We start from the raw sequence: 5,268 nt of genomic DNA, 5'->3' as shown, positions 1-5,268 counted from the left end.
GCGTCTATCTTGATGACAACTACTTCACTGATTCCTGAAAAGTACCCATTTGACACACGTGCAACTGGCCTTAAATACAGCTGACACAGTGGGTAGTACATAGCGTTAATATTTCTTATACTCTTAACCATATCACCCGGGCGGAATCGGCAGTTTACAGGAAGCTTTCCGGGGCCGGCATGATGACGAACTCAGGCTGCGAGTTGTCATCGTGATAATGCGAATTGCTGAATGTTCCGGCGCTATTTACCTTAAACCGGTAGCCGGCCTGCACACTCAATAAAAGCGGTTTCGGTCCCCCCAAGTGACAGCGTGAGATCATATCGACCGTTGGTATCGAATGGTACGGGTATTCTCGCTGCAATTGGCAGTGGTTTTTGTTCCCGTTTTGTATTATTCAGCGCTACCGCAAAGCCTTCTTTTTGCGTGGTCAGGAAGCAACCTTCAGGCGTTATACGCAAAGAAATATGATTGAGCGTTAACAATTGATCACGAGGTATGCAGATGCGACGATGAAAACCTTCCGGCCCCATGATCTGAAGATCGTACATTCCGTCCGCAGCTTTCCAGGTATCGCTATAACTTCTGGAACGAGCAATGGTAAAGCGTTTTGGAATGGCGTCTAAATTACACCGATCATACACGTGAAACACTGTCGCGCGGCTACCGGTATTGATAAACGTTATTTTCAGCGAGTCATCTTGTGCAGCAAACTCAACATTAATGTTGTACAAATTCTCCCGCTGTGGGCGGCGCCCTTTTTCCTGCGTTGGCATTGACATATCAGTTGGAATGGTTGGCACGGTACGCTCGGGTAATTCCCCAGCCATTTGGGCGTCATTACCTGGATTCGGAAATACCGGTAGGCTTGTGTGATTCGGCGTTTTAAAGTCGAATGCGTTGAGGAAATCACCGCATACTGCCCGGCGCCAGGCAGAAATATTGGGTTCAGTCACACCAAAGCGTTGCTCCAGAAAACGAATTACTGAGGTGTGGTCCAACACCTCTGAACTCACATATCCTCCACGACTCCATGGCGATATAACATACGCAGGAACCCGTGGGCCGAGACCGTAGGGGTTGCCCAGTAGATCGGCATGTTCCAGATTCTTATCCGCTGCAGAAAAATGCTGGTGGTATTCACCCTCTGTCGCTATCTGCGAGATGCCAGCGAACTTACCGTCTGCACCAGGAGATGGTGGGGCTGGTGGCGGCATGTGGTCAAAAAAGCCATCGTTTTCGTCAAACATAATAAACAGGGCGGTCTTCGACCACACCTCCGGCACGGCCGTGAGTGCATTAAGTACTTCGGCGATATAAGCCGCGCCCTGAGCCGGGCTGGACGGCCCTGGATGCTCTGAGCCTTGCGCTGTCGCGATTATGTATGACACTTGTGGTAACGCACCGTTGCTTACATCTGACCGCAGAGCGTCCAGCGCCCGGGTCGTTAGTCCCCGGCGGGCCAATTCGGGGTCACTGCCTGGCAGACCAGCAAACGAGTCCTGAAAGGTTTTGAAACCGACCAGCGGATTGTCAGTAAAGTTATCTGCCATATCCTGATAGATGGTCCAATCGATACCAGCTTCCTGTAAACGCTCTACATATGTTTTCCAGGTGTAAGCTTCCGGGTATCCGCCATTTTCAGGAAGGTTATCGTGAGAATTACCTATTGCCGGGCCACCATTTAGTGCGTTGCCATCATTCGTACCTGACCAAAGGAATAAGCGGTTAGTATTGGTACCCACATGAGCTGAGCAATGATAGGCATCACACAGGGTAAATGCCTCGGCCAGTGCGAACTGAAACGGTATGTCGTCGCGTTCGAAATAACCCATGGCATGCAGATATTTGGCATCCGGCCACTGGCTCATGCGGCCGTGATCCCAGGCATACTGTGCATCTGGCCAGGAGTGAGGGGTTCCTTCAACCCTCATATGGGCAAAGTTCTGACGGGTGTTCAGTGGGAACGGTGTCACCCATTCCGGTCCGGCTTTAGTGGTGTTTTGCTGCAGAAAGACATTTCTGGCCTGTTGCTTCTCTCTTGCCTTCGCTGGTGCCGGATAAGGGTCTGAAAACCCTCGAACGCCTGAAAGGGTACCAAAGTAGTGATCAAATGACCGGTTTTCCTGCATCAGGATCACCACGTGTTCTACATCGTTTATCGTACCCGTGTTCACTTTCGCAGGAATCGAAAGCGCCCGGGCAATAGATGGGAACGCGGCGAAGGCGCTGGTGGCTCCTGCGGCGGCGAGAAACTGACGACGGTTAATATCGGCCATATAAGTACCTTGAATCCGAAAAAATGCATTCCTTCGCGAGATGCGAAGGAATGCTATTGGCGTATTATGTCAATTTAAAGGCAGACCAGTTAAAAGTCTGCGCCTATTGTCAGTGATACGGTGCGGGGTGAACCCGGGTAAACGCTGTTGGTGCCTACACCAATGATGTATTCACGGTCCAGCAAGTTGTTGACGTTAAGACGAACATGCACCTCTTTTAGCTGTGGAACCACATCCGTGAAATCCGCCCCAATGTATGCGTCAATCACGTCGTAGGCTGGTGCAGACGCGGAATTTTCGAAGTTGATGTAACGATCACCAATGTGGCGCAAAGACAAGCCAGAGCTCAATGCATCTCCCATATAATCCACCGCCAGTGAGTAAAAGTTCTTCGGGCCACCGTATACGCGGTTACCCGCTACAATGCCTGACTCCGCATCCAGTCCGGTATCACCGGTACCCAGATACTCTGAATCATCATATGTGTAAGAACCTGACAGACGCAGTGCACTGGTTAGCTGGTAAGAGGCCAGCAATTCTACGCCCTGGCTTTTTTGACCACCGGCATTAATATAAGAGCCGTCCACTTCTTCCTTGTAGTCAATACCTTCCAGTACGCTGGTATCGAGCTGAACGATTCGGTTATCGAACTCGATATCATAGAACGTAACAGCGGCTTTAAAGTCACGGTTGTTATACCGCAAGCCTAATTCAATGTTATCTGAGGTCTCCGGATCAATGGTACCCAGTTCGTTGTTAGACAAACCAGAATCGATAATGCCCGGTACGATGGACTTGTAGTTTTCCGAGTACCCTGCAAATACTTCCAGTCCATCAATTGGTGTGGTGTATGTTGCACCCAGATAAAGCAGCGGATCAGAGGTGTTATCCAGCTGACCTGTGCGGTCGTCGTTGTAGAAATGATCGACGGTGGTGTCTACCTGGAATTGTTTTACACCAATACTGGCAGCCAGAGGGCCGAATTCAATGTTATCCTGAATGTAGTACATCAGTTCTTTAGTATTGGCTTCGGTCTTGTATTGCACCCAGTATGGAGTCTTGCTGAATTCAATGCTGGTTTGTGGGTTATTAATCAGATGCCATTGACGAGTGACATCTGCATCGTAGTTCTCATACCAGAAGCCGACGCGCAGAATGTGGGCGACATCCCCCGTGGAAAAATTATAAGACGCATCACCGGTCAGACCGTAGCGACGGTTTGAGTAATTCGAGGTGCGGTAAGAGCTGACTGGTTCAACATTGCCCTCATAACATTCAGGATCCTTTGCCGCACTTAAGCCAAATCGACCCGTACAGTTGCTCATCACTGTTCCTGGTATAGTAGTGCCGGCGTTTACAAAGAAAAAATCATCGCCATTATAATCGCCGTAAAGCGTATCGCCGGATAATTCAGCGGTTAATGTGCCGTCGCCATCTACATCGGTTACGTAAGGTGGGATCCAGTCGCCGCGGCCTTCCATACGGTGGAAGTAAGCGGAGGTGTTAAAAGCGAAATCACCAAAATCTCTATCCAGTTTCAGGCTATAAAAACGGTTATCTCGCAGAGCTCGCCAGCCGTTACGGTTGTTCTCATCCAGGCTTGGCAGACCAGTCCAGTTGGCGTGCAGGGCATCATGGCGAGGATTCTCGGCGAACTGTTCAAGGGATATATACTCGTACTCGTTTTCGTTAGAATCGTTATACGTTGCAAATGCAGTGATGTTATAGCCGTTGATTTCGCTGATGAGCTTACCGGTCAGGTAATCTTTTTCGGTCGTGGCTGCGTTATCCCACACGTCCTTGTTTTCAGAGGATGAGCCACTGATGAAAAAGTATGTATTTTCAGCAATTTCACCAGAATCGTAGCGGAAACGGAATTTGCTGGCATCCTGATCTCCAGCCATGTAATAAAGGCTGACGTTTTGTTCCGACATTGGGTCAGTCGTGATGAAGTTTAGCGTACCGCCAAGGGCTTCATTGGAACGTGAACTGATATCGGCGGTACCCTGACTCACCTCAACGGTTTCAAGATCGAATACGTCAATAAATTTGTTGGCTTTACTACCCCCCCCGTAGCCTGAGCCACCGTTTGGCAAGCCATCCAGCGTGGTACCAATCTGGCCATTACTGGTATTAAAGCCCCGCATTCGGATGTTGGTCATCCAGTCTGAAGAACCGAAAGTATCAGCTTCCTGAACGATAACGCCTGGCAGTTCCTGTACCACAGTGTTTACCGAGGCATTCGCTGGACGACGTGAAATCATATCCATTGAAACAGTGTTTGAGGCAAACGTTTGTTTCTGACCAATAACAACAATTTGCTCAGGTTTCTGTGTTTTTTCCTGTTGTTCAGGATTGTTCTGGGCAGTAGCCACCGATGTTGCCATTGCAAGCATTAGTGGTGAAAGCGCAAAGCAGCCAGGCTTTTTCATTTCAGTTCCTTGTGTATGGGATTTATGTATGACTGTGAATGTCGGAAAGGTCACGCTCGACATTTAGGGTGGTCAGATTAGGCCTGAAATATGACAATTCTTGTGAATATTTGTGACATTTTGTGGTTTTGTGTGGCTTTTCGTTGAGTGTGCTCGGGAACCGGATATACTTATTGCCATAATATAAAAGGGGCTTCTATGGCAGACTGACAAACAGCAATTCTTGAGTTGGTGGAGTTACACCGGTCAATGTCCGTGTCAAAGCTATCCAGACAGTTTGCGGTGTCTGAAGAAACTATTCGGCGTGATATTAAGCTGTTAGCGTCTTCTGGTCGGGTAGAAAAAATTCATGGTGGGGTGCGTTTACCGGCAACCCGGCTGGAGCCGCCTTACTGGCAACGGGTTAACAGTAATGCCGGAGTTAAAAAGCGTATTGGGGTTCTAGGGATTTTCCCCTCTAAAAAGACATAATCCTCTGTAGACCACACCAATAAATGGCTGCGGAGGTGGGTTACTACTTATAAGTGTGGCAAATTAGGTAAATATCGTACATTTAA

Annotated in this window: 3 protein-coding genes; 1 reads left to right on the top strand and 2 read right to left on the bottom strand. The window is 48.8% G+C overall.

All coding sequences use genetic code 11. The annotated features are described in order from the left end of the window. Nucleotides 1-251 precede the first annotated feature (251 nt). Both ARC85_RS19470 and ARC85_RS19465 read right to left on the bottom strand, forming a co-directional pair. On the bottom strand, nucleotides 252-2,279 hold the full coding sequence (locus ARC85_RS19470; RefSeq protein WP_187447814.1) for a phosphocholine-specific phospholipase C: 2,028 nt from the start codon (nucleotides 2,277-2,279) through the stop codon (nucleotides 252-254). Nucleotides 2,280-2,368: 89 nt separating this feature from the next. After that, nucleotides 2,369-4,711, bottom strand: coding sequence for a TonB-dependent receptor (locus ARC85_RS19465; RefSeq protein ID WP_187447813.1), 2,343 nt, complete (start codon nucleotides 4,709-4,711; stop codon nucleotides 2,369-2,371). A 219-nt stretch (nucleotides 4,712-4,930) separates the two neighbouring features. Between ARC85_RS19465 and ARC85_RS19460 the strand changes: the two genes are divergently transcribed. Continuing rightward, on the top strand, nucleotides 4,931-5,182 hold the full coding sequence (locus tag ARC85_RS19460) for a DeoR family transcriptional regulator (RefSeq protein ID WP_286715962.1): 252 nt from the start codon (nucleotides 4,931-4,933) through the stop codon (nucleotides 5,180-5,182). The last annotated feature ends 86 nt before the right edge of the window (nucleotides 5,183-5,268 follow it).

The sequence above is a fragment of the Marinobacter sp. tcs-11 genome (genome assembly GCF_002049515.1).
In the GTDB taxonomy this organism is placed as follows: domain Bacteria; phylum Pseudomonadota; class Gammaproteobacteria; order Pseudomonadales; family Oleiphilaceae; genus Marinobacter; species Marinobacter nauticus.
The sequence above is the reverse complement of the archived record's forward strand: the minus strand, read 5'-3'. Positions and strand labels throughout refer to the sequence as shown.

What these genes read in the sequence shown, in the direction of transcription:
- ARC85_RS19470 (WP_187447814.1), bottom strand. Translation starts at nt 2,279, where the DNA reads ATGGCCGATATTAACCGTCGTCAGTTTCTCGCCGCCGCAGGAGCCACC.
- ARC85_RS19465 (WP_187447813.1), bottom strand. Translation starts at nt 4,711, where the DNA reads ATGAAAAAGCCTGGCTGCTTTGCGCTTTCACCACTAATGCTTGCAATG.